This window comes from Thermogutta terrifontis, from assembly GCF_002277955.1.
Taxonomy (GTDB): Bacteria; Planctomycetota; Planctomycetia; order Pirellulales; family Thermoguttaceae; genus Thermogutta; species Thermogutta terrifontis.
The window spans coordinates 3,016,673-3,039,307 of record NZ_CP018477.1; the positions used below are offsets into that span (position 1 = coordinate 3,016,673).

Here is a 22,635-nt window from a genome sequence, read left to right on the forward strand (position 1 = left end):
TCCTGCGATGATTGCTCCCCGACAACCAGGACGTTTCCCAGTGGGACTACCCTTCGAATTGCGAATGCCTATGGATACAAATTCGCATGAGCGTTTCATGGAGCTCGCGCTTCGCGAGGCGGAGCAGGCATTTGAAGAAGACGAAGTCCCCATCGGTGCGGTGATTGTTCATGAAAACCGGGTCATTGCTTCAGCCCATAATCAAAGGGAGCGGCTGCGGGATCCGACCGCTCATGCCGAGATGATCGCCATCACCCAGGCCGCGGAGGCACTCCGATCATGGCGGTTGGAAGGATGCACTCTCTATGTCACGATCGAGCCGTGTCCCATGTGTGCGGGGGCCATTTTGCAGGCAAGAATCCCTACGGTGGTCTATGGGGCGGATGACCCGAAGGCGGGCGCTGTGCGTTCACTCTATCAGCTTCTGGAAGATTCCCGGCTGAACCATCGTTGCACAGTTATTCCTGGTGTCCTGGCGGACAAGTGCACGGAGATCATCCGACGGTTTTTTCAAAAACAGCGTGCGTTGGGCAAAAAATAGTTCAAAATCGCCGAAACACCCGAACCTTTGCAGTGGAAAACCTGCCCGTGGGTTGTTCTCAATTTTGCAGGAGGTGAGCTATGATGTTCGAGCAAACTGGCAAAAACCCGTTGATTTCGCGCACCACGCGTCGTGAGTTTCTCCGCAACGGTGCAGCAGCGACAACCATCGGGGGATGGACGCTGCTTCCTCACGCAGCTTCCGTGGCCGAAACTCCAGCCAACGAACGAGTCGTACTCGCGATTGTGGGTTGTGGTGGTCGTGGGAGCGCTCTGGCCGGCGGGTTCCTCCAACGCGGTGATTGCCGCATCGCCTATGTCTGTGATCCTTTTCTGCCCCGCGCGGAAGCACTGGCGAAAACGGTGGCCCAAACTCAAGGGACGGCTCCCAAAGTCGTTGATGATCTCCGCAAAGCCCTTGACGACAATACTGTGGATGCCATCGTGTCGGCCACACCCGATCACTGGCATGCGCTGAGCACTGTCTGGGCGTGCCAGGCAGGCAAGGATGTGTATGTCGAAAAGCCGGTGTCCCACAGTATCTGGGAAGCCCGCAAGATGGTGGAGGCAGCTCGTAAGTATCAGCGGGTGGTCCAAATTGGCACTCAGAATCGGAGCGCTCCCTACAATTTTGATGCAAAGGAGTACATCAGCTCGGGAAAACTGGGACGCATTCACTTGTGCCGGATCTTCAATCAGAAGTTCTGGGGAAATTTCCCGCCCAAGCCGGACAGCGATCCGCCGCCGGGTCTCAATTGGGACATCTGGAATGGCCCCGCGCCCGAGGCCCGATATAACTTCAACTATCAATACAACTGGCATCATTTCTGGCGGTATTCCGGTGGCGATATTGCCAACGATGCCAGCCATCAGATCGATCTTGCCCGGTGGTTGTTGGGCGTCGGCTGTCCCAGGACGGTGTACTCCGTTGGCGGGCGCTTTGATAGCGAGGGCGCAGCGGAGACACCAGACACACAGATTGCCGTGTATGAGTACGATGGACTGTTGGTAACTTTTGAACTGACCCTCTACACCCCGTACATGCTGAAAATCGACCCGGAAATCCGAGACAACGATCTGTTTCCTTACTGGCCGCAGTGTGCCACCCGAATCGAAATCTACGGCACAGAAGGCGTCATGTATGTTGGTCGTCACGGAGGGGGCTGGCAGGTCTTCGAACGGCCGAAATCCCGTCAACCGGTGGTCACAGCCCAGCGGTATGGGCGATTTCCGGATCCGGAACACAAGGCCAACTTCATCGAATGCATCAAGGCCCGCAAGCTGCCCAACGCGGATGTGGAAGAAGGCTACCGCAGCGGCCTTCTCATTCACTACGCAAACATTAGCCTTCGACTGGGGGGCGTGAAGATTGTCCTTGATCCTCAGAAGGAGCTTCCAGTTGAACCTGCCGAAGCCCATTCGCTCATAAAACGCGAGTACCGCCCGCCGTACGTGATCCCCGAAAACGTGTGATTTGAAACCCCGCTCTGCATCGCGATTGCCAATGGGCGAGCCACGGCGGTGGACCGTTTCTCACCCATAACCTATTATGGGGATGAGAGGAGTTTTCCAAATGGAATGTCCGAAAACATATGGTCCTACCTCGATCCTTGACGGTGGGCCCTCCGTCAAGCTTCCGAGATCTTTCCTCAACGGCTGAGTTGGCCAAAATCCATGGTCATCGATCAAATCCTCGATAACTTATTCGTGGGTTCGTGTCCGGTCGACTACAACGATGTCGAATCCCTCAAACGGGCTGGCATCACGGCCGTGTTGAACCTCCAGACGGACGAGGATATCGCCTCCCGAGATATTCACCGGTCAGCCCTTGAAACGGCGTACAGGCGGGCAGGTATCCAGGAAATTAGGGAACCGATTCGCGATTTCGATTACGACCACCTCAGGGCGCGGCTTCCGGAGGCGGTGGCAGAATTACGGCGGTTGCTCCAGAACGGTCACAAAGTTTTCGTCCACTGCACCGCCGGGATGAACCGCTCCCCCACGGTCGTGATCGCCTATATGCACTGGGTGCTTGGATGGGACCTGTACCAGGCGGAATCCCACGTTTACGCCCGGCACTACTGCTACCCGCTTACCGCCGCCATCGCATCCCAGCCGGTCCCCACGTTTGACGAAAGCCCAAGCGACCCGGCGTGTGAATCGCCCTGAGGAGGCTTCTCGCCGAACTCGAAAACGGGCCACGTGAAACTCCTGGGCAAGAATTAGAACATCTGCAACTGCACCGGGGAATTCTTCTTCCCAGAAATCACTGTCTGCGCTGGTTCTTCGTTTTCCGGATTGACAATGATGACGGCCCCGTCAAATTCCTCCGGCGTCGGATCGTCACGGACGGGACGTCCATGCTCGTCCAGCTTCAGGTCGGCCTCAGCCGTCACGCGTTTGGCAACTTCCATGAGGTCTCGATACACTTCGTCACGGTCCACGCCTCTCATCACGGAGACGGCATTCGCCACTTCCTTGAGATAACGGAGAAAGATGTTCCGTCGTTCGCCCTGCTGACGGACCCGCAGACGTCGTCGCAGGTACATTCCCAGACGTCTGCCAACTGCTTGAAATGCCAGCCGTAATTCTTTCTGGATTTCCGGATAGGCCGCGATGGCTTCCTTGGACTCGCTGGTGAACGGCACCCATACGCTGGCAAAGTGCACGAGGAGCGTCACCGGGCCCGTCGGCAGGGAATTGCGAGACTGGCTCAACCCGTAGGGTCGCCAATTCGTGCTCATGACCGTCTGCGTGATGGCACAGGCTCCGGCCTGGAAGAGAAGCGGTACGCGGTTGGCGTAGCGGAGGACAGTCATGGTTTGTCCCTCCGTGAGGTTAACGCTTTGCAGCGCCTCACAGAGTTGCTGACGCTCCCGGGCCTTGAGTTTGGCAGGAGACATGCGCGCCTTCAGCCGTGCCTGCTGAAGAATCTTGTCCGCACCCTCGGGACCAATGCCATCGAACGTTGTCGTCAAGAACTGCCGGAGTGTTCGCGCATCCGTCTCGGCAAGCAGCTCCTCCAGAGTCTCCAGTGAGACGCGGTAAGTGGCGGGCGCTCCACCGTACGCCAGGCCGACTTCCACCTGGAACGGATTCCCGCGATACACGGCCGGGGGACGTGTGACGGCCGTGTAAAACTCGCCGGGCACCAGTTGCCGCAGTCCCCGCAGAATGAGCTCCTCTCCAATCGGTGACAGGCAATCGGTGGCGGGCGATTGAATCTTGGTGGTTTGCAGGGCTTGAAAAAGCGCCTCGGCTTCGTGACGACCGACTCGCCGCGGATTGGCACGGCTGCTCAGCCCCGCGGTTTCGAGAATTTTTTGGGCAACCGCCGGACTGACCCGTGAGAAAGACTCCGTGAGAAAACCGCTCAAGGTGTTCGCTTTGGTGTCCTTGAGCATCGTCACCAGCCAGCCCAATTCCACCCCGTAAGGGTGAGGTTTGATTTCTTTGGGCTCGGGTGGCAACTGTTCGGCAACACGCGGGAAATCACGAGTTTTTCCCTCGGGGTCCTGGTAGTGAAGCGTCACATGGGGATTAGCTATGGCCGTCTGGAAGAGGTACTCATCGACACTTCCCCGCCCTCGCTGGTATTTGGCCTCAAGTTCGATGGCCACCAGCGTCCCGTGTTCCACATCATTCCAGGGCAGGCCGAACGGCTGAAGAAACTCACCAATATTCTCGTTCGCCGGGATATCGACGCCGTCCCCTTTGCCGTTGACGATTTCCGGTCGGTTGTTCTTGGTGTCAATCTGAATTTGATAGAAATGGGCAGGCTTCCTCGGGCCGGTTTTGGAAACGATGCTCACCGGCTTCCCGGTGGTCAAAAGGCCGTACATCCCGGCCGCACTGATACCGATCCCCTGCTGTCCGCGACTTTGCCGAAGCCGGTGGAATTTCGAGCCGTAGAGCAGTTTTCCAAAAATGAGGGGTATTTGCTTTTTGACGATGCCTGGCCCGTTATCCTGCACGATAACGCGGTAGCGGCTCTCTCCGGTGGGATCGATGCGGACCCACACCTCGGGCAGGACGCCGGCCTCTTCGCACGCATCCAGGGCGTTATCCACGGCTTCTTTGACGGCCGTCAACAGCGCCTTGCGGGGATTGTCGAACCCCAGCAGGTGGCGGTTTTTGGCGAAGAATTCGCTGACGGAGATCTCGCGCTGTTTGGCAGCGAGGCTCTCGGCACTCACCCGCCGACGCGGTTGGCCGTTTCCACCCACCGCGGACGAAGCCTCGGACTGACCTGCCTGACGCGATTTTTCAATAGTTTGAGGACTCTGCTGGTCTTGTTTTGCGGTAGAAACTCCCATCGCGATCACACGTCCGTGTTGAAGCCAAAAACAGGAAAGAAATTCGCATTATAGCGATCGTAACGAGCTATGCCCACAGGAGAGGTGTTTCACAGGCGCCACAATATCGTGAGCCCCCTCGAACTCCTTTTATAAAGTCTCACTGTTTTTGTCCAGAGTGGCCGAATCCTCTATAAAGGAGGCCCCATCCGCAGATGGCGTCGGCAGGCGGGTTTTCAGGCTGTTTCACGATGACACGGACGGACCAATGGCAGAAAGGATACGAATGATGAAACGCGGAGAGAGAAACCGACAGACTATGTTGCGTTGGGTGCTGGGCGTGGCGCTGGGTCTGGCCATGGGAATGTTTTTGGGCCTGGCCCCCGCTGTGGCCCATGACCGCGGCCATTCCGATGCCCGTAATCACAGGGCGGGGGATCTGTTCCCCAGCTACTGGGCACCGGCGGCACCGGGGGAGATTTCTGCCCCTCTTTATGTCGCTCCGGTCCCCACGCCTCCTTACGTCGGCCATACCTGGGTCACCTACCAGCCCCTTTATCCCCATGAGTTCCTCTATCCCCATCGAAAGGTGTTTGTCAGGAACAACCCTCAGGGAGGTTGGACGCGGGTGAGTGTCTGCTGGTGGTGAAGCGCGGAAGCCGTCGCCTCGTATCGTCATTTGCCGGAAGATCACCGAGGTAACCAACGAGCCGAATTGACCGGGTTCACACGAATCCTTTTCCACATGCTCGAAGAAGGAACGTCAGCTTACGTCAACGAGGACAAAAACCATGAACACGAAGTTAACCATGACGATCGGTGTGGCGATAGCCCTCACAATGGGCCTTGCAGCCAGCCAGCTTCTCGCCGGGGAAAACACGTTCTTTGGGAAAAGGGCCGCCCGACGCGCCATGTGCACCCCATGGTATGGGGACTACTACAACGGCGCGTGGGGTGCCCCCGTCGCGGTGGTCGTTCCCCCCACTGCAGAATTTCAGACCCATTGGGGTTGGGGAGTGGGAAACATGCGCGTGACGACCATTGATCACCAGTACAGCCGCAACTGGCCGGGACCTGCGATGGGCGGTGCCGTGCCGCTCCGTCCCACCCCGGCCTGGCCGCAGGACACGGACCAATTCGGATATTACTACATCCGCGGTCCGTGGTGAGCCTTCCGCGTGCCCGACATGACAGCCTCCGCCCCCTGGGTTGTCGCCCAGGGGGTCTTTTTATGACAACGGAAATCGGGCGATCGCCTGAAACTCCCCGCCGAATTCAGTTCGCTTCGCGCGTGAAATAGTGGGTATGGAGCAGGCGGTGAGACATTTCGCCCAACGGTTGTCCCAGGAATTCCGCATAGAGTTGCTGAATCTGCGGGTTCAGATGGGACTTGCGAATGGCCTTGTGTTCATCCTCTTTCTTGAGCGCAGCGATTCGGGCAAGGCGAACACGGTGGTCCGTGTAACGGGGCTGACCGCCACCGCCGATGCAGCCGCCGGGACACGCCATCACCTCCACAAAGTGATATTCCCTCTCCCCCTTCTCGATCGCCCGAATTAACCGTTCCGCATTGGCCAGACCGTGGGCCACAGCAACGCGGAGGGTGATTCCTTCGAGAAAGCTCCACTCCGGCTTGAGCTGTGTGAGCGGGATCTCGGCCTCCTTGATTCCCTCCAGTCCGGTCAAATTGGGAACGTGAAGGTCGGGAGTGGGAAGCTCGCGGCCGGTGATCAATTCGTAAACCGTTCGCAAGGCGGCTTCCATGACTCCACCGGTATGTCCGAAAATATCGCCGGCACCGCTGGACAGGCCCATTGGAGCGTCCATCTGTTCATCGGGGAGCGAAGCGAAGTCGATACCGGCCACACGGATCATTCTCGCCAGTTCCCGGGTGGTGAGGACCGCGTCCACGTCACGAGTTCCGCTGGCCGTCATTTCTGGCCGGGCGGCCTCAAACTTCTTGGCCGTGCAGGGCATCACAGAAACGACGAAGATGTCGTCCGGCCGCTTGCCCAGTTTGTTCGCGTAATACGTTTTGGCCACGGCGCCGAACATCTGTTGCGGCGATTTGCAGGTTGATAGATTCCCCAGAAGTTCGTGATGGAAAAACTCCATGTACTGGATCCATCCTGGGGAACAACTCGTGAACATGGGAAGTGGCGCATCCGCGCCTTCGACAAACTTTTTCCGCAACCGCGTGAGAAACTCGGTTCCCTCCTCCATGATGGTGAGATCGGCGGCAAAGTTGGTGTCAAACACCGCATCGAATCCGAGACGCCGCAGGGCCGCCACCATCTTTCCGGTGACGAGTGTGCCGGGCGGATAGCCAAAGCACTCCCCCAATGCAGCGCGAATGGCAGGAGCCGTCTGCACGATCACGAAGTTATCGGGATTGTCCAGTGCTGCCCAAACCATTTCCACGTGGTCGCGCTCGGAAATCGCGCCGACCGGGCAGATCGCCGCGCACTGTCCGCATTGCACACAGGCCACCGTGGCAAGATCCCGCCCCAGCGCGGGACCAATGACGGTGTGAAATCCGCGGAATTGCGGGAAGAGCGCGCCCACATTCTGAATTTCATTGCACACGCTCACACACCGGCGACACTTGATGCACTTGCCGCTGTCCCGCACGAGAGCCGGCGTTGAGACATCGAGCCGCTTGCGTGCCCGTTCGCCGCGGTAGCTGATCTCCCGAATCCCCAGCTCGGCGGCAAGAGATTGCAGCTCACAGTTTCCGTTGCGATCGCACGTCTGGCACTCTCCGTTGTGTTCTGAAAGAAGCAACTCCACCACGGCGGTGCGTGCTCGACGAACCCGCGATGTATTGGTGTAAATGCGCATTCCTTCCCACACCCTGGTGGCGCAAGAAGCCACCAGATTGCGGACTCCCTCCACTTCCACGACGCAGACGCGGCAAGCCCCGACGGGTTTGAGACTTTCCACGAAACAGAGCGTCGGTATCCGGATTCCGGCCTTCTTGGCGGCGCAAAGGATTGTCGTGCCTTCCGGCACTTCCATCTCGTGATCGTTGATGGCGATTCGGACCATGGTTGCCGATTTCTGGCTGGTTGCTTCACTCACTGCGCTGGAATGCATGGCTCGTCCTACCGGAATGCGCCTCAATCAAATTTCGCCTAATTGGTGTAAAACCACCTGATGCATATTGCGTTTCCCATAATCGCACCGCAGGCAGCGCCGCGCCTGACGGATGGCCACGGGCTCCGGCCAGGGCAGTTCCACTTCGTCGAAGTTGTGGCGACGTCTTTCGACCGGCAGCAGCCGGAGGGGCTCGCGAGGGGTGGGCTCCGGCTCGGCATCGGGATCAAAGGACGTTTCCACAGGATGGGGTTCCCGCCAGAAAGCGTGGTTTTCTCCTGTGAGGAACATGTCGATCCCCACCGCCGCCCGTTCTCCGGCAGCGACAGCCTCCACCACGGACGCCGGTCCCGTCACGGCATCTCCGCCGGCAAAAATCCACCGCTGCGACGTCTGCCCGGTCACCGGATCCACATCGATGAACCCCCGACTGTTCCTGCGGAGTTCAACATCACCACAAAGGGTATCCAGGTCGAGAGTCTGCCCCACCGCGACGAGAATGTGATCTGCCGGAATACAGAAGGCTTCACCGGCTTCTTTGGGGCGGCGACGTCCGGAGCGGTCAAACTCACCCAACTGAACGGGAACACACTTGAGGCCCACCACGCGTCCCCCTTCGGTGAGGACCTCCACGGGTGCCGTCAGGAGCTGGAGGCGCACGCCCTCGGCCTCGGCCTCCGTGATCTCCTCCTCATAAGCCGGCATAGCTTCGCGATTTCGCCGATAAACGACCACGACGCTTTCGGCCCCCAGACGGATGGCGGTGCGGGCTGCATCAATCGCGGAGTTGCCCCCGCCAACAATCACCACCCGGCGCCCCACAGGCACCGATCCGCGGATGTTGTATGTCCGCAAGAAACTGAGCGCGTCTTCCACGCCCTGGGCATTTTCCCCGGGAATATTGAGTTTGGCCCCCTGAGGAGCACCCACGCCCAGAAAGACCGCGTCGTAGCCCTGGGCCCGCAAACTGCTGAGTGTGAAATCTCGGCCGAGGGCCATGCCCGTGATGATCTCCACCCCCATCTGCTCGATCATGCGGACCTCTCGGGCAACGACCTCCCTGGGCAACCGATAGGCCGGGATGGCCTGGACCAGCATACCGCCCGGCCGCTGTTCTGCCTCGAAAACCTCCGGTCGGTAGCCCAGTCGGGCCAGAAAATATGCGCAGGTAAGTCCAGCGGGCCCCGCCCCGATGATGGCGATTTTTTTCTTAGCATTTTTGGGATTTTCTCGGATTTCCGGAACTTGCAGCGTCACCTCCTGATCGACCATGAACCGTTTGATCGCGCGGATGGCCACCGGAGCGTCCAATGAGGCACGGCGGCACTTGTCCTCACACGTGTGGAAACACACCCGCGAGCAGACAGCGGCAAAGGGATTCCGTTCGCGATGGAGACGAATCGCTTCGGCGTAACGCCGCTCGGCCACGAGGGCGACAAAGCCGGGAATATCCACATTGGCAGGGCACGCGCTTTCACAGGGAGCCGCCACCATCGCCGAGCAAACTCCCGCCCGACAGTGCTTGTCGCGGATATGCTCCACGTACTCCGCGCCAAAGTGCCGAATGGTGGAAAGGACCGGGTTGGACGCCGTCTGCCCCAGGCCACACAACGATGTTTCTTTGACCATCTCGCCCAGTTCGATGAGGCGTTCCACATCGTCCTCTTGTCCCTGGCCGTTGCAGATCCGCTCCATGATTTCCAGCATCCGCTTGGTACCCACGCGGCACGGCACGCATTTGCCGCAGGATTCGTCCTGGACAAACTCCAGGAAGTATCGGGCGACATCGACCATACAACTGTCGTCGTCCATGACGATCAGCCCGCCGGAGCCCATGATGGCCCCGAGTTCCGCCAGGGACTCGTAATCCAGGGGAACGTTCAGATGCTGGCGGGGTACACACCCGCCGGAAGGCCCGCCAATCTGCGCGGCCTTGAACGGCTTGCCGGAGGCCGTGCCGCCGCCGATGTCGTAGATCAAATCCCCAAGCGGCATGCCGATCGGGACTTCCACGAGGCCCGCATGTTTGATCCCACCGGCCAGGGCGAACACTTTCGTGCCGCGGCTTTTTGGCGTACCCCACTGCGCGTACCACTCACCTCCGCGGAGCACAATCACGGGGATATTGGCCAGTGTTTCCACGTTGTTCAGCACGGTGGGATGGTCCCACAGACCTTTTTCCACGGGAAACGGCGGCCGGGGACGCGGCTCTCCCCGATTACCCTCGATCGAGGTCAAAAGAGCGGTTTCTTCCCCGCATACAAAAGCCCCCGAACCCATGCGGATTTCGATGTCGAAGTCAAAGCCCAAACCCAGAATGTTCTTGCCCAGCAGGCCCGCTTCTCTGGCCTGCGCGATGGCGATTTGAAGGCGTTCCACGGCCAGGGGATATTCCGCCCGCACGTAAACAAAGCCCCGGGACGCCCCGATCGTCGCGGCAGCAATGGCGATCCCCTCGATGACACTGTGGGGATCACCTTCCAGGACACTGCGATCCATGAAGGCCCCGGGATCTCCCTCGTCGGCATTGCAGACCACATATTTGATGGGGTCCGCCTGTCGCCGGGCCGCATCCCATTTTCTCCAGGTGGGAAACCCGGCCCCTCCCCGACCGCGAAGCCCGGACTGTCGCAACGTCTCGATCACCTCGTCGGGATTCCGGTGCTGAAGCACTTTCGCCAGCGCCTGGTATCCGTCCCGCTCGATGTAGTCTTCAATCCGCGTGGGATCGATCTCCCCGCAGTTGCGAAGGACGATTTTTACCTGCCGTTTGAAGAAATCGATCTCCTCCATTCGCGCCACGTGCCTGCCATCCGGCCGACGATGCGTGAGGCGCTCGACAATCTTTCCCTGCAGGAAATGCTCGCGAACAAGCTGGGCGGTGTCTTCCGGACGAACGTGCTCGTAAACAATATCCTCAACCATCAGAACGGGTCCGCCAAAACAAGGCCCCATGCAGCCCGTCCCGATGATCCGCCACTGTTCGCCGATCCCCATTTCCGCAAGGTTCTGCTCGAGAGCTTCTTTTGTGCGGAGTGATCCAGAGGCGATGCAACCGGCGCCAGTGCAGATACGAACTTCCCGACCCCCGTTCTGTTGCCAGGAACTGCGTTGTGTCCGAAGCTCGTCACGCCACTGGGTGAGCTGTTCAACACTTGTGATCCGTGGCCGGTTCATAGGCATGTAACCTGTTGGTGGCTTGTCCAAGACCGAAATTACAAAAGCCAAGACTCCGATACTTCGCGAAATTCCCTCATGATGTGGTGTCCGTCAGGAAAGCGCTTCCAGTCGAGAGCCACGAAAACGAAACACGATCTTCGCCGCTTTTTTCTCTCGTGGATTCTCCTGAAGTCCCAGAACCTCCACGGAAGCGGAAATGGTCATTTGTCCCCGTTGCGATACTTCTGGAGGAGTTCACCAAGGCGGGACACCTTCACTCTTTGGTGAACGTCGTTGTCGATCATGATCACGGGAGCGAGGCCGCACGCACCAAAGCAACGGCCAACGTCCAGAGAGAAAGTGCGATCCGACGTCGTCTCGCCCACGTCGATCCCCAGTTCTTCCCGCAGCGCTGCCAGCACCTGCTTGCCCCCACGAACGTAACACGCGGTCCCCAGACACACCCGAATCATATGCCGCCCGCGAGGCACCGTGTTGAAGAAAGAATAAAAGGTCACGACGCCGGTGACCTCGCTGAGAGGCTTGCCAAATGCCCGCGCAATCCGTTTCAAAACCGGCTCGGGCAGGTATCCGAAGATCGTCTGCGCCATCTGGAGCACGGGAATGAGGCCCCCCGGCACATCGCGATACTGCGAGAGGATGTCGTCAAGCTGGGCGAGCTTTTCTTCTTCCGTAGCTTCCCCACAGAGACACCCTGAAGACGTGCCCGATACTGGCGTTCCAATTTTCTGTGTGTCCACGCGAATCCCTCCCGGCGTCTGACTCTTTAACCTGTTCCGCTCAATGAGTTGTGTCTCATATTGAAAAACTTACATCACTCTGCCGAACACGACCAGGAGCAATAGTCTCGTTTTTATTTGACAGATTGGGCAGATATTAATTCCTTTGCGTGACTAACGATCCCTGTTTCGCCAAATATATACGTAGCAACTTTGCGACGGTTTGAACGGATTTGCCTGGGCACGACGAGCGTGCCCCTCCGATTCGCCGGAGGGACCTGCCTGTCAGGTCTGCTTTTCAACTTCCGCACACCTCGTTTCTTCTGTCCCTGCGTCTTGCGACAGGCTTTCCTCCCGGGGAAAATCAGAGGCACAACCAGATGCTGCTGGCCGTAGCGCAGCGTGGTGCGCATGCCCCAATCTCCATCCCGCCACGCCGCATGGGAGATCATCAGGATGAGCAAGATCACAGACATCCGCATTGTGCGTGTGAACACGAATACCGAAGAATACGCCTACCGAACCCCAATGAAATTTGGCGGCCGGGTGGTGACCGACGTGACGCTGCGGAATGTCGTCATCGACGTGGAAACCCGGGGCGGACGGCGGGCTCGGGGGTTCGGCTCCATGCCCGTGGGGAATGTCTGGGCCTGGCCAAGCCAAGAAGTGCCGCCCGACAAAACCCTTCAAGCAATGGTTCTTTTCGGCAGTCAGTTCCAGTCCTGGCTGGGCGAATACAAAGGTACCGGTCATCCTCTCGAAATAACCGAGGAATGGTCATCTGCCTACGACTATGTGGCGCGCTCAGTCGAGGAGCACCTGCGTCTTTCCGAACGAATGCCCCGTCTTGCCCAGCTCGTCGCAGCCAGTCCGTTTGAAGCCGCGCTCCATGACGCCTACGGCCGGGCCCTGGAACAGAACTCTTACAATGTGCTGGGCAAAGATTTTGTCAACGCAGATCTGTCACATCACCTGTCTGCAGAGTTCCGTGGCGAGTATCTCGATCAATACACTTATCGGGAACCGAGGCCGCGGATGCCGCTCTATCACCTGGTGGGCGCGCTGGACCCCCTCACCGATGCGGATATCAAGGAACGTCTCAACGACGGACTCCCGGAAACGCTCCCCGAGTGGATCACCTTCAATGGTCTCACGCACCTTAAGATCAAGCTCAACGGTGACGATCTTCGCTGGGATGTGGAACGGGTCCTGGCGATCCACGCTGTGACCGCCGAGACGCAGCGCAAGCGCGGGTGCGACAGATGGTTCTACTCAGCCGACTTCAACGAACGCTGCCAGAACGTCGAATATGTCCTGGAATTCTTGACGCGGATCAAGGAGCGCTCGCCTGAGGCCTTCGAGCGTCTTCAGTATATCGAGCAGCCAACCCATCGCGATCTCCGTGCCCACCCCGAAAATCGGATGCACCGGGCAGCCGAGATCAAGCCCGTTGTGATCGATGAGTCTCTCGTGGATTTTGAAAGTCTTCTTCTCAGTCGCGAGATGGGCTACTCGGGAGTTGCACTGAAGACCTGCAAGGGCCACTCGGAAGCCCTTCTCATGGCGGCAGCCGCGCAAAAATACAAACTGTTCCTGTGCGTGCAGGATCTCACGTGCCCGGGATATTCCTTCCTCCATTCGGCTTCGCTTGCCGCTCGCATCCCTGGCGTGGCTGCCATCGAAGGCAATGCCCGACAATACTGCCCGGCAGCCAATCGCGGCTGGGAGGATCGCTACCCTTCCATGTTCCGGATTACAGACGGAACCGTGGGAACGGCAGTTTTGAACGGGGTGGGCCTTGGTTTCGAACCACTCGCGTGGTTTTGAGGAGGCCTTCGCCAAGTTAGAGGCTCTCCCCAAGGTTCAATCACGGCTGACGGACTACACCTAAATAGTTGCTTCCGGTTGGTCTCACCGCGCCCGTCGAGCCACCTCATCAGGTCGACTGACCCAGGAGTTGCTCCCGCGGGGCAGAAATCCCCTCCATACTGGGGAGCAATGCCAGGCCGACCTCGAGCGACAGATCGCCCCAATCGCATGTGAAGTGAATTGAAATGGGTGTGACGTTGGAGGGGAAGTGGACTTCGTGTTGTTTTCCCGTGATCACGTTGGGCAAACTGACTGCCAGTTGGAACTCCTCGAGCTCGGCTTTGGCGCCCCCTGCCACCATGTTTGTGAGTTCCCCCACGGCATCCAGCACATCGTCATTGATTTCGGACATCTCCGTGCACAGGAGAGTCGAAGCGGCTTTGAGGGCCACCTCTCGGGATAAACTGAGAACCACTGCACCGACAGCTTTGCCCGTCAAGCCGATGACGCCGCTCACCTCGTGGCATGCCCGACAGTCCTCCTTCACCGTTAAACTCGTCCGCCGGACGGGACAGTTGAGCATCGTGGTAAACGTCTTCTGAAGTGATCGCATGAACGGATTGATCAATTCAGCCCGCATTGGTTCGCCTTTCGCGCCTCAGTGAGTCTCGTTCCGGACACCAACCCGTCCGGCAAAACAACTTTGGGGAAGCCAAAAACAACTAGCAGAGACCCGCTGTCCGATTCGCGTGGAGCATAGTTTCACCAAATCGCTCCGAGGCCATGCTCGGTTCTGTGATACTGAAATGTAGGCCAGCGTTCGAAGTACGGGAAGTGTTGTCGCTGTGCCTCAATATCATCCAAAAGGGGGGATCGCCCGCGTTTTTTGCATAAAAGGTAATTCTGGACCCATGCAGCCGTCCGGGAGACGCGTCAGACGATTCGGTAATGGCGGTCGACAAAACATAAGCATGGCAATCGCGAGGGTGCCATTGACCTGCACCGAAGAGATATACTCGACATGTGATCGAACTCTTGCACGGGCGATGCAACCAAATCAAGATAGCGCTCAGCTAGATTTTTCTGCCAACGATGGATATACGGAGTTGAGGCCCATGGTCTGGAGCAAGTCTCGACCGTCCGCCTCCCCGCGGCCGAGCATTTGCCAGACCCACTGGGCCTGTTTTTGTCTGCCAACACCCTGTCTCCATCGCGCAGGTTCAACCGCAGGGGCTGTCCGATTCACAACGTGGCGGGTTTTCTTGCACTGCTGGCCGAAGTTTTCAGGAAGGGTCGAAAGGCACGCGCCGCAATAGGTGCGTTATTTCCGCGGTGCCCTGGCTCACCCCCAATTTCGCTTGCCGACAGGGACATGGACCCCCCAGAGGTTCGCGGGGGAGCGAGATTCAACTCGGAGGGACCTGCCGGTCAGGTCCGCTTTGCAAGCTTGGATAATCGATCTCACCGGTCGGGCTCCAATTCTTCGGTTCAGTTGCCGCTGAGACGGTAGGGGCAGTTCAGGAATTGCCCCTACAACCCACTGTGCCTGGGGAATGCCGTAGGGCTATGCAAAAGCAGGCAGCGGGGATGAACTGGCACCACGCCCGCTTCACGCCCAGCCCTGTGCCGGGTAAAATTGGGATTTTCCACAGGATTACACTGGACGTGCCCCAGCGCGCGGCAAATCCGCTTGGGGCATTGTCATCATGCCGGAGCATAGGCTATCAGTTGATTTCTCGAGAGAAGGTTGTTGTCGTTCCATGCCCAAGCAAAAGACAAAGAAAGCCGCGGCAAAACGGTTTAAGATCACGGCCACGGGAAAGGTGAAACACCGAAGTGCCGGCACAAGCCACCTGGCGACGCGGAAGTCAAAAAAGCGGCGCCGGCAGCTTCGGGGAACGGATCTCCTTTCCAAAGTAGAGGCCAAGCGGATCATCCCGCTCATTCGTACCTGATGGGCCCGTCGCCGAATAAAGGGCCATTCGTGGCGCAATTGGGGAGTGGTGTCCGCACGCTTTGTTTGAGATTTTGCGGGACGGGCAGGGTTAAACGCCTTCAGGCTGCTGAAGGGGCCTGGTTCCCGCTTGCTGAGGGAGTCATACCATGCGAACCAGAACGAGTGCAACGCGCAGACGCCGTATAAAAAAGCTCTTTCGTCGGGCAAAAGGCTTCGTAGGCGGACGCAGGCGACTCCTGAGAACTGTCAAGGAAACTCTGATTCGGGCAGGGGTCTACGCGTACCGGGACCGTCGGGTTCGGAAGCGCGAATTCCGCCGCTTGTGGATCACCCGCATCAGTGCCGCCGTCCGTCAGCGAGGTATGCTGTACAGCCGATTTATCGATGGGCTGAAGAAGGCGGGTATCGAACTGGATCGAAAGAGCCTCGCCGAAATGGCGGTCAACGATCCCGAAGGGTTCGATCGGGTCGTCGAGCAAGCCAAGGCAGCGCTCCAGGCCGCCGGCTCACCGCTCTGGTAAGGCGCGGCTGATTGTACTAACGGATGGGACCCCGGCGAACCGAAGGCCGTAGTCCGCTAATGGCAGGGTTTGGAAGCAAAAACGATCACCAAAGGAGCAATTTAGTGGTTGCTCCTGTTTTTTGCTATTGTGATACCCCGGGTACACGGATTCGCTTATCGGAGCAGCGGGGCGCTTTGTGTGTGGTCCGCGGGCGTGCGCTTTCACATCCCCGTCTTGATCACCACGGCATGGCCGTTGAGGTTATGCACGACCACCCGACCCGGCTGCCCGCGGAGACTCTCGACGAAGCGGGTCACTCCCGCGCACAGGCTGAATCCATAATCGTCGAAAACAATAACCCCGCCGGGCGACAGCCTCGGCCAAACCCATGCGAAACACTCCGCTGCGGAGTCGTGGGTGTCCACATCAATATGGCAAAACCGAATGGGGCCAGGTGGAATCAAAGAGCCTGTTTCGTCCGGAAAAATTCCCGGAAGAATCTCGATGCGGGTAACCCCCAATTTCTCTGCAAGCTGCTCAACGATTTCGGGCGAGGCGTCCGCGTGTTCGCCTCCTTTGTAGAAAGTGTCGCTCTCCGAGGCCTTGACGACACCCCTGAATGTATCGCACAGGAAAATTGGGGAATCAATTCCCAGTTGCAGGGCACGATAGGCCAGGAGGACTCCTGTTCCGCCCCGCCAAACTCCCACTTCCAAAAGTATCCCCGCGACCGAGCGAACTTCCGCCAACAGCGTCCACAGTTCCCAGCACCGGTAGCGGTCCACGAGCGTGTGGTTGCGAATTTTTTCGTGAACCATTAAAAACTCATCATCGCCCAACCACGGGGCGTAATCGGCATACGGATGAATATCTTCGACGGGCGTGTGGCCGGCCGAAAAACGCGGGATGCGACGCACCTCGAGCCCAAAACTGCGGATAATCCCCTTCGCAAACTGCCGCCAGTTTGCCGATGTTTTGACCATGCGAATTGCCTCTCTTCTTTATCTTCTCATCTGGAGTACTAGACCTGTCTGTCCTGTTTCCTGCCGCCCTGCTCATCGGCTCGTTACATGTCAAACTTTGACGATTTTTCAAATATCAGGCGATTAGTCATCATTGATTAATGGAATGGAAATACGACAATCTCGAAGCTGGATTCCCCCGGAACCGGCGGTACAATGATGCGCGTCCCGGGTCTGCGGTTGGGTGTAAGCCCGCACCCGGGGAGTGATCGACACAGGCTGAATGCGGCACTTGTCCTGAATGAGAGAAGCGAGGAGGTCCGGACCATGATGAACGTTTCGCGACGAGCGTTTTTGGCAGGGATGGCGGCAGCGGGGAGCGCTGCTTTGGCGGGTCGGTGGACATTCGGCCACCCGCACATGCCCGACATTAAAAGCGGGGTGGATCGCATCACCCTGGGACGAACGGGTCTGAAGACTTCGGTGCTCGGTATCGGCACAGGCACCGTTGGAGGAAGTCAGCAACTGGCAATGGGCAGTGACAACTTCACCAAAATGGTCCGTCACGCCCTTGATCGCGGCATCCACTACATCGACACGGCCGATAACTACAGCACCCACATCTTTGTTCGTTTGGCGCTCCAGAAGGTGCCTCGAGAAAAGTATTTCATCCAAACCAAGACCCGCGCGAGAAGTGCCGAGGTCCTCCACGCCGATATCGAGCGGTTCCGCCGGGAACTCCGGGTGGACTATATTGACTCCGTCCTGATGCATTGCATGACCACGCCCACATGGCCCACCGAGATGCGTCCCGTCATGGATGCACTCTACGAGGAAAAGCAGAAGGGACGGGTGAAAGCAGTGGGTGTTTCCTGCCACGGATGGGAGCCACTCGTTGCGTCCGTGGATGTCGATTGGGTGGACATTCAGCTCGCTCGGATCAACCCCTTCGGCATGAAGATGGACGGCAAGCCGGAAGATGTGGCGGCAGTCCTCAAGAAGATGCACGACGCTGGCCGGGGTATCATCGGGATGAAAATCTACGGGGAGACGGGCCTCAACTCCCGCGATGAGCGACTTCAATCTCTCAAGTACGTTTTGGGCCTGGGTTGTGTGGACTGTTTCACAATCGGTTTCACCAGCATTGAGCAGATCGACGAAACATTGAATCTGATCGAACAGGCGCTCCAGCAGGGAGTCCACGCCTGACTCTCACGATCAGGTTGAAAACGCCGTGGGGGGCCGGGGTGAAAGCCGACCCCCCAATCTTTTTGGGGGGACGCCTTCCGCGACGTCGTTTTGTCCATTGCATACCCCGGGAAACAAAACAACTCCCCGGTTTGCTGCCGACATCGAGACTTTCCAAACTGTCCAGAAAAAACCGGAGGCCTGCCTCTTGCGTTACATGAACACTTTGTGCGTGTTCACTCCAATCAAAAACGATTCTTTTGCGCAGATTTGCTCCCGATTCGCGTTGTCCTATTGCTTAAACTCTGGCGTCGGGCTGTGAGCCAATGGCATTCCCGACCTCCCTCATCACCTTCGCAACCAATCCGCTTATAATCCATTGATGTGGACAGGTAACTTGTGCCTGTAATAAACGGCACACATTGGGAGGGGCTCACACCCACTTGCAGGCCCCATGGTAGGTTGCGGTTGCAAGGGGTCGCGTCCGGGCGGGCTCTCCCTTGGTTTGGGAGGTCTGGTGCGCCTCCGATTGTTCGGACCAACTGGGGTCGCCGTGTTTGGGAAGGTCCCGATCCCGGTGGTGACATCGCGATCAATTCCGGCAGTGGTTCAACAACTCGGTATGTCCAAGCCTTACTTACCATTGTGGTTCGATCGTGCTCGCCCCCTCTTTGGAGCGATCCTTCTGTTTGTGCCGCTTTATCTCCTGGGCGTCGCGTGGTTTGCTGCCGATCCGCAAACGATCGACATCGGCTACTCCCCGACGCAACCCGTCCCTTTCTCCCACGCCCTCCATGCAGGCGAACTGGGATTGGATTGTCGCTACTGTCATACCACCGTGGAAAAAGCAGCTCATGCGGCAATCCCGTCCACGGAAATTTGCATGAACTGCCATGATCGGATCGCGCCGAACAGTCCCAAACTGGCACTGGTGCGAGAAAGTTACGCCACCGGCCAGCCGATTCCCTGGGTGCGTGTCCATGATTTGCCCGATTTTGTTTATTTCGACCACAGTGCCCACGTCAACCGCGGCGTCAGTTGTGTGGAATGCCACGATCGTGTGGACCGCATGGAACGTGTCTATCAGGCAAGGACTTTGCGAATGGGTTGGTGCTTGGAATGCCATCGCAATCCCGAGCCACACCTCCGTCCGCAGGATCAGATCACCAATCTCGCCTGGCAGGCGGGATCTCCGGAAGAACAGCAACGAATAGGTGAAGAATTGCGACGGAAAAACAACATTCAACCCTCGACGAGTTGTTCGACATGTCATCGATGAGTCGCCAAGGTGAGCCAACTGCCGGTAATAGCCCGCGCTACTGGCGGACACTGGACGAATTGGCAGATACTCCGGAATTCCGTGAATGGATTGCCAAGGAGTTTCCTCACGGTGTGGCCCTCGAGGGCCTTTCCCGACGGCGGTGGCTGCAACTGATGGCCGCCTCGTTTACCCTCGCCGGCTTAGCCGGATGCCGCTGGGAAAAAACGGAAATCGCCCCATTCGTTCATCGCCCGGTTGGTCGAATCCCGGGCAAGCCCGAACGCTTCGCCACCGCCATGGACTTATCCGGTGAAGTGACGGGGCTGGTGGCCACATGCGTGGACGGACGGCCAATCAAGTTGGAAGGCAACCCCATTCATCCAACGAGCCTGGGGGGAACGGACAGCTTCGCCCAGGCTGCCGTCCTGCAACTTTACGACCCGGACCGAAGTCGCGATGTCGTCGCACGTTCCGACGGACAATGGGTGGTTCGCTCTTGGGAGGACTTCACGGCGGCCCTGCGGCAACGGATCACGGCCACACCCAATGGGGAAAACTGGGTGTTTGTCACTTCGGCGACGTCCTCCCCCACTGTGCGGCGATTGCGGAAACTTCTCGAACAGCGCTGGCCGAAGGCACAGTGGTTCACCTACGAACCTGTTCATGACGACTTTGTCCGCAGGGGGACGCGGAATGTGTTCGGAGTGGAAGCCCGCCCTGTCTATCGGCTGGATCAGGCCAGAGTCATCCTCGCGCTGGACGCCGACCTGTTTTTCGAGTCGGCGGGACATGTCCGGGCTGCCCGGGACTTTGCCGCCACGCGAGACGGAAACCCTGACCGCATGTCCCGGCTTTATGCGGTCGAAACCCGCTGGACCCTGACCGGTTCGTCCGCGGACCATCGGTTGCCACTCCCTCCTGGCGAAATCTCCGCGTTTGTGGCTGCATTGGAAACTTGTCTGGCAAGACTCGCCGCCGGGGAATCGCTGCCGGATATCGGCTCCACCTCCGATCAATCGCCCAGGTCGCAGTATCGTGCAGCATTTCTCAAAGCAGTCGCGGAAGATCTATGGCAACACCGAGGCCGCTCCGCGGTGGCGGCAGGGACCTGGCTGGCCCCGGAAGTGCATGCGGCTGTCGCGCGGATCAACAGAATGCTGGAAAACCTGGGTGGGCCAGTTTTGTATATCCCCGTATCCGACCCCATGCTTGCCCGGTCCGCAGAAAGCCTGCAGGCACTCCACGAATTGCTGGCATCCGGCAACGTGCAGAACATTTTGTTTGCCGACACGAACCCTGTCTACAGCGCTCCAGCGGCGATGAAGCTGCACCAGCTTGTCGAGCGGGTGCCGTTTTCCGTCCACCTTGGTCTTTACGCCGACGAGACGGCCCTTTCGTGTCGCTGGCACGTTCCCATGGCCCATTTTCTGGAAACCTGGGGCGACGCGGAGACCTGGGACGGCACGTACACCGTCATGCAGCCCATGATCGCTCCGCTTTGGGGCGGCAAAAGCCTCATTGAATTGCTCGGGCTGTTCCTTGATCCGCGAAAGAGTGCTCAAGATTGGGTGCAGGAGACATTCCAAACGCGGTATCCCCACACGCAGGGTTCGGACTGGGAGAGATGTCTTGCCCAGGGGCTGTTCCGGGACGGGACGGGTCAGCTCAATTCGCTCACCGAGCTGGCTGACTCTGCGAAGAAGGAGAGTTTTCCAGATGCCGTGGAACGCTTTATGGCGGGTGACAAACCTACCGAGGATGCTGTCTCCGTCCTGCTCACCGCGGACTACTCGGTGTACGACGGTCGGTTCGCCAACAACGCGTGGCTCCAGGAGTGGCCCGACCCGGTGACCCGCCTCACCTGGGGAAACGCTGCCGTGATGGGCGTGGAGACCGCTCGCGGCCTGGATTGTAAAGACGGTTCCGTCATCCGGCTTGAAGTGAACGGTGCCGCGCTCGTTTTGCCGGTGGTGGTCGTGCCCGGGATCCCACCGCAGACGGTCATTGTTTCCCTGGGCTACGGGCGAACCGCCGCAGGTCATGTGGGGGGCCTGGCTACCGAGAACATCCCCTCCGTGGGAGTTAACACCTATGCGCTTCGATCACACGCTTCCCAGTTTGTTTTCTCCAGTGTCAAAGTGACGAAACTGCCCGACAGCCAGCCGCTGGCCAGTGTTCAGGACCATCATCTCATCGACCGAATTGGTCTCCAGGGACGCGTGGAGCGGTTAGGGGAACTGGTGCGGGAAGTGACCTTGCAACGATTGACCGATCCCCATGAGCCGTATTCCGCGGAGGAGGTGGTGCATCATCCTCCGCTCGAATCGCTTTGGCCTGAACATGCTTACGAAGGTCATCGCTGGGGCATGGCGGTAGACCTCTCGAAGTGCATCGGTTGCGGTGCATGCGTCGTGGCCTGCCAGGCCGAAAACAACATTCCCGTGGTCGGACCGGCGCAGGTGATGCGAAGTCGCGAGATGCACTGGATCCGCATTGATCGCTATTTCACCGGGGCTCCCGAAAATCCTCGCACAGTGCATCAGCCGGTCATGTGTCAGCAGTGCGAGTTGGCGCCGTGCGAACAAGTTTGTCCCGTGGCCGCCACAGTCCACAGCCACGAGGGACTTAACGACATGGTCTATAACCGGTGTATCGGCACCCGATATTGCGCTAACAACTGCCCCTACAAAGTTCGGCGGTTTAATTACTTCTATTATCACAAGGATTTGGACAATCCGCGGAATGAAGTCCAGAAAATGGTATACAACCCCGAGGTGACAATCCGTTCTCGGGGGGTGATGGAAAAGTGTACCTACTGCGTCCAGCGGATCCAGAATGCCAAAATCGAGGCCAAAAACGAGCGCCGTCCGTTGAAAGACGGTGAAATCCAAACCGCGTGCCAGCAGGTGTGTCCGGCGCAGGCGATCGTCTTCGGCGACCTGGCCGACCCCAAAAGCGCGGTCGCTCAACTCCATCATTCAAATCGCGCCTATGGAATGCTGGCAGAACTGAACGTCAAGCCGCGTACCAAGTATCTCGCACGGGTTCGCAACCCTCATCCGGCACTGCAAGCAATGGAAAGTGAGCCATCTGCTGCAAATCGGGAACATACCGCATAAGCAAAT

17 protein-coding genes are annotated in these 22,635 nt (G+C 58.5%); 11 read left to right on the top strand and 6 right to left on the bottom strand.

Going from position 1 to position 22,635, the window contains the following annotated elements; all coding sequences use genetic code 11:
• Nucleotides 1-64: 64 nt before the first annotated feature.
• From tadA to THTE_RS11230, 3 genes are all read left to right on the top strand, one after another.
• Nucleotides 65-541, top strand: a complete 477-nt coding sequence (tadA, locus tag THTE_RS11220) for a tRNA adenosine(34) deaminase TadA (RefSeq protein WP_207651698.1) — start codon at nt 65-67, stop codon at nt 539-541.
• Between the two features lie 80 nt (nt 542-621).
• Complete coding sequence (locus tag THTE_RS11225) at nt 622-2,013, top strand: Gfo/Idh/MocA family protein (protein ID WP_095415526.1); 1,392 nt, start codon at nt 622-624, stop codon at nt 2,011-2,013.
• Between the two features lie 201 nt (nt 2,014-2,214).
• Nucleotides 2,215-2,709, top strand: coding sequence for a dual specificity protein phosphatase family protein (locus THTE_RS11230; RefSeq protein ID WP_095415527.1), 495 nt, complete (start codon nt 2,215-2,217; stop codon nt 2,707-2,709).
• Nucleotides 2,710-2,762: 53 nt separating this feature from the next.
• Here THTE_RS11230 and THTE_RS11235 read toward each other — a convergent pair whose 3' ends face one another.
• Nucleotides 2,763-4,856, bottom strand: a complete 2,094-nt coding sequence (locus THTE_RS11235; protein WP_095415528.1) for a DNA topoisomerase VI subunit B — start codon at nt 4,854-4,856, stop codon at nt 2,763-2,765.
• 265 nt (nt 4,857-5,121) lie between these two features.
• Here THTE_RS11235 and THTE_RS11240 point away from each other — a divergent pair, with 265 nt between their 5' ends.
• Together THTE_RS11240 and THTE_RS11245 are read left to right on the top strand one after the other, a co-directional pair.
• A complete protein-coding gene (locus THTE_RS11240) occupies nt 5,122-5,484 on the top strand; it encodes a hypothetical protein (protein ID WP_157732034.1) in 363 nt (120 codons plus the stop codon).
• A gap of 142 nt (nt 5,485-5,626) precedes the next feature.
• On the top strand, nt 5,627-6,004 hold the full coding sequence (locus THTE_RS11245) for a hypothetical protein (protein WP_095415530.1): 378 nt from the start codon (nt 5,627-5,629) through the stop codon (nt 6,002-6,004).
• A 106-nt stretch (nt 6,005-6,110) separates the two neighbouring features.
• On the opposite strand, the gene THTE_RS11250 is transcribed toward THTE_RS11245, so the two are convergent.
• From THTE_RS11250 to THTE_RS11260, 3 genes are all read right to left on the bottom strand, one after another.
• Nucleotides 6,111-7,931 (bottom strand): NADH-dependent [FeFe] hydrogenase, group A6, encoded by a 1,821-nt coding sequence (locus THTE_RS11250; RefSeq protein ID WP_237260124.1) that lies wholly within the window; start codon nt 7,929-7,931, stop codon nt 6,111-6,113.
• A 27-nt stretch (nt 7,932-7,958) separates the two neighbouring features.
• Entirely contained in the window at nt 7,959-11,108 is a 3,150-nt protein-coding gene (locus tag THTE_RS11255) for an FAD-dependent oxidoreductase (RefSeq protein ID WP_095415531.1), read from the bottom strand.
• Between the two features lie 203 nt (nt 11,109-11,311).
• A complete protein-coding gene (locus THTE_RS11260) occupies nt 11,312-11,851 on the bottom strand; it encodes an NADH-quinone oxidoreductase subunit NuoE family protein (protein ID WP_207651699.1) in 540 nt (179 codons plus the stop codon).
• 435 nt (nt 11,852-12,286) lie between these two features.
• On the opposite strand from THTE_RS11260, the gene THTE_RS11270 reads away from it, so the two are divergent.
• Nucleotides 12,287-13,657, top strand: coding sequence for a mandelate racemase/muconate lactonizing enzyme family protein (locus THTE_RS11270; RefSeq protein ID WP_095415533.1), 1,371 nt, complete (start codon nt 12,287-12,289; stop codon nt 13,655-13,657).
• Nucleotides 13,658-13,766: 109 nt separating this feature from the next.
• Here the strand turns inward: THTE_RS11270 and THTE_RS11275 are convergent, their stop codons facing one another.
• Entirely contained in the window at nt 13,767-14,279 is a 513-nt protein-coding gene (locus tag THTE_RS11275) for a chemotaxis protein CheX (protein ID WP_095415534.1), read from the bottom strand.
• A gap of 1,120 nt (nt 14,280-15,399) precedes the next feature.
• Here THTE_RS11275 and rpmI point away from each other — a divergent pair.
• Both rpmI and rplT read left to right on the top strand, forming a co-directional pair.
• Complete coding sequence (gene rpmI / locus THTE_RS11280; RefSeq protein WP_095415535.1) at nt 15,400-15,594, top strand: 50S ribosomal protein L35; 195 nt, start codon at nt 15,400-15,402, stop codon at nt 15,592-15,594.
• A gap of 148 nt (nt 15,595-15,742) precedes the next feature.
• Entirely contained in the window at nt 15,743-16,117 is a 375-nt protein-coding gene (gene rplT / locus THTE_RS11285) for a 50S ribosomal protein L20 (protein WP_095415536.1), read from the top strand.
• Between the two features lie 203 nt (nt 16,118-16,320).
• Here rplT and THTE_RS11290 read toward each other — a convergent pair whose 3' ends face one another.
• Nucleotides 16,321-17,082, bottom strand: a complete 762-nt coding sequence (locus THTE_RS11290) for a TylF/MycF/NovP-related O-methyltransferase (protein ID WP_095415537.1) — start codon at nt 17,080-17,082, stop codon at nt 16,321-16,323.
• A 306-nt stretch (nt 17,083-17,388) separates the two neighbouring features.
• On the opposite strand from THTE_RS11290, the gene THTE_RS11295 reads away from it, so the two are divergent.
• The 3 genes from THTE_RS11295 to THTE_RS11305 all read left to right on the top strand — a co-directional run bounded on the left by THTE_RS11295 (nt 17,389) and on the right by THTE_RS11305 (nt 22,629).
• The gene (locus tag THTE_RS11295) at nt 17,389-18,270 is read left to right on the top strand and encodes an aldo/keto reductase (protein WP_157732035.1); all 882 of its coding nucleotides are present in this window, start codon (nt 17,389-17,391) and stop codon (nt 18,268-18,270) included.
• Between the two features lie 496 nt (nt 18,271-18,766).
• Nucleotides 18,767-19,528: a cytochrome c3 family protein gene (locus tag THTE_RS11300; RefSeq protein ID WP_237260125.1), complete on the top strand. Its 762-nt coding sequence runs from the start codon at nt 18,767-18,769 to the stop codon at nt 19,526-19,528.
• Nucleotides 19,516-22,629, top strand: coding sequence for a TAT-variant-translocated molybdopterin oxidoreductase (locus THTE_RS11305; RefSeq protein ID WP_095415539.1), 3,114 nt, complete (start codon nt 19,516-19,518; stop codon nt 22,627-22,629). Before THTE_RS11300 ends, THTE_RS11305 begins: the two co-directional genes overlap by 13 nt.
• Nucleotides 22,630-22,635 lie beyond the last annotated feature (6 nt).